General features: G+C 56.3%; 3 protein-coding genes. All 3 read left to right on the top strand.

Features of this window, described 5'->3' with window-relative positions; translation table 11 throughout:
• Positions 1 to 1,037 (top strand): EF-P lysine aminoacylase GenX (genX, locus tag JRI89_17470; protein ID MBW2073021.1); only part of this gene is annotated, 1,037 nt, incomplete at its 5' end.
• Entirely contained in the window at positions 1,034 to 2,236 is a 1,203-nt protein-coding gene (locus JRI89_17465) for a geranylgeranyl reductase family protein (protein MBW2073020.1), read from the top strand. The genes genX and JRI89_17465, both read left to right, overlap by 4 nt.
• Before the next feature lie 311 nt (positions 2,237 to 2,547).
• Positions 2,548 to 2,712 carry a hypothetical protein gene (locus JRI89_17460; GenBank protein MBW2073019.1) on the top strand — a complete coding sequence of 55 codons (165 nt, stop codon included), beginning with the start codon at positions 2,548 to 2,550 and terminating at the stop codon, positions 2,710 to 2,712.
• Positions 2,713 to 2,739: the final 27 nt, after the last annotated feature.

The following is a 2,739-nucleotide window of genomic DNA, read 5'->3' as shown; positions in this document are numbered from 1 at the left end:
ACCTCTTGCTGTGCAAGTCGAAAGCCCTGGCCCTAGTGCGCCGCTTTTTTGCTTCCCGTGGGTTTGTGGAATGGCAGACCCCTCGCCTGGTTGCCTCACCGGGAATAGAAGTACACCTCAAGGGCTTTGAGACCCATTATCTGGACAGGAAAGGCGGCAGGAAAAGATGCTATCTTCCCACTTCACCAGAATTTTCGCTGAAAAAAGCGCTCTGCGCCGGCATGGATCGCATCTATGAAATCTGCCGCTGCTTTCGCAACGGGGGTGAGAGCGGGCCGCTGCACCAGTGTGAATTCACCATGATCGAGTGGTATCGCACCTATGTGGACTATGAGGCGATTATGAGGGATGTGGAAGAGCTGGCATATTTCCTCGAGAAAAGCCTGCGGTGCTCTGCTGCTGACCGTTTTCGAGGCCGGCGCATAGATTGGACTCCTCCCTGGCCCAGGACGAGTCTCAAAGAGCTCTTCCTTCGCCACTGCAGCATTGACCTGGGCCGAGCCCTGAAAGATCTGCCCTATTTTCGCCGGCAATCCAGCCGCTTCCTGAGTCAGGATGCCACTGAACAGGCAGGCTTTGATGATCTTTTTTTCCAGCTGTTTCTCAGCAAAATCGAGCCAAATTTAGGGCTGGACAAACCCGAGATACTCTACGACTACCCGGCGCATATGTCGGCGCTTGCCGCCACAAAGCCAGGAGAGCCAGCCTTTGCAGAACGATGCGAGGTATATGTTTCTGGCGTCGAGCTGGCCAACGGCTTCACAGAACTGAACGATCCCTTCGAACAGAGGGCCCGTTTTGAGGCCGCCCTCAGAGAAAAGCGTGCCCTGGGTTATCCTGAAGTGCCCGTGGATCAGCAGTTTCTCCAAGAGCTCGAATACGGTATGCCGCCGGCTGCTGGCATTGCTCTGGGCCTTGAAAGGCTTCTCATGGCCATTGCCGGCGTGGAAGACATAGCCATGCTCTTCTTCCTGCCCCATCAATGGGAGCAGGAGGACGAACAGCTGCTTTGGCCCATGCAGCAGGAGGCAGAATGAAGCGCGGGCTGCACACAGAAGTCCTGGTTGTCGGCGCTGGGCCGGCGGGGGGGGCAGCTGCTCTGCAGCTGGCAGCGACTGGTCGTCAGGTGCTGCTGGTGGAGCGCTCACTCTTTCCAAGAGAAAAAGTGTGCGGTGACGGTCTCCTGGAAGACAGCATGAAGACCCTCGGCGAAATGGGGCTTGCCGAGGCAGTCAGGAAAAAGGCCCATCATATCAGCAAGATCCGCTTTATTGCCCCTAGCGGCAAGCAGTGCGACCTGGAGGGAGAATTCTACACCCTGCGACGGCAAGAGTTGGACGCTCTCATTGTTGAGGAGGCCTGCAGAAAAGGGGCGGAATTTGTGAGCGGCCTGGAGGTCACCGCTCCTCTGGAGCAAGATAGTAGGGTCACAGGTGCCCTGGCAGTGGACCAGCAGGGGCAGCTGGTGACCATTCGGGCGAGAGTAGTTCTTCTGGCCCCAGGAACAAACGCCCGAGTGCTGCACTCCTTTGGCCTGCTCCAGGAGCGAAGACCAAATGCCGTTGGCATACGAGCCTACTATCGGCTGCAGGAGAGTCTTGACGATACCGTGATGTATATTTCCTATGATCGCCGCATGCTGCCGGCCTACTGCTGGATGTTTCCCATGGGGAATGGCGTCTACAATGTGGGACGGGGTGTGTTCCTGAGTTACCAGAGACAGCAGCGGTCATTAGACCCCAGGCGACCGCTGTTCGTTTCTCACGCCGAATCCCTGACGGCAGTTCTGCAGAGTGCCCGCAGATTGGGACCAATTCGGGCCGCGCCGCTTCGTACCGGTTTTCGTGGGGCCAGGGCCTGCAGGCAGGGGGTGCTGGTACTGGGTGAAGCTCTGGGACTCACTTTTCCCCTCATCGGCGAGGGCATTGGCAATGCCCTGGAGAGCGGCCTCACTGCTGCTCGGGTGGTGGCCCGGGCCCTCGAATCCAGGGAGGTTTCCCTAGAAGCTTTGCGAGAATATGAAAGACGGCTGCGTCAGAGGCAGGAGCCTTTTCACCGAGCCTATTTGCAGGCAGAGGCGTGGTTTCGCCATACACTGGTGGCCAATTGCCTCATTGCCAGAACAGCTCGAAGTGCTGAACTCAAGACGGTGGCGAGCAAGATCATCAGCAGGCAGGAAACTGCCCGCGCCATCTTTTCTCTCCGGGGCTTGAGCAAAGTCTTGCTGGCCAGATAGCCACTGGCGGTCTGCTAGACAAGGGCTTCTCGGCGAGGAAAAGAAGGAGCTTTGTGGAAGAAACTTCTTGACATGAGGGGAAGGAAGAGTTAAATAGAGATAAATTAGCTTGTTATATGAGGGAAAGTTTTGGACGATCCGTCGAGTAACAGTTTGTCTTTACAGGCAAGGACGTGTCCACAGGCGTACGGGTTCTGTGCGTGGATCCTGAAATTGTGCAGGATCGGGCCGTAGCGGCCTGCACACAGAGTGATTCCAGGCCCCGAGCCCTGTGGCTCGGGGCTTTTTTTGTGTGAAAGGGGGTGGTTGCCATGAAAATAGTAAAGATCAGGGGCAAGGACCGGATCGATGTGAAGAAGCGGGCCTTGAATTACTATTTCGATAATCGAGACATTCTTGGTTCGTCTATGAAAGAGTTCCTGAGACGCTGCACCATCGATCCCAGCGGCAAGACCATAATTTACCGAGGGGAATAATGGAAGAACAGCATCTAGCCAGAGGAA

The sequence above is a fragment of the Deltaproteobacteria bacterium genome (assembly GCA_019309045.1).
GTDB lineage: Bacteria > Desulfobacterota > Syntrophobacteria > BM002 > BM002 > JAFDGZ01.
The sequence above is the reverse complement of the archived record's forward strand: the minus strand, read 5'-3'. Positions and strand labels throughout refer to the sequence as shown.

What these genes read in the sequence shown, in the direction of transcription:
- JRI89_17465 (MBW2073020.1), top strand. Translation starts at nt 1,034, where the DNA reads ATGAAGCGCGGGCTGCACACAGAAGTCCTGGTTGTCGGCGCTGGGCCG.
- JRI89_17460 (MBW2073019.1), top strand. Translation starts at nt 2,548, where the DNA reads ATGAAAATAGTAAAGATCAGGGGCAAGGACCGGATCGATGTGAAGAAG.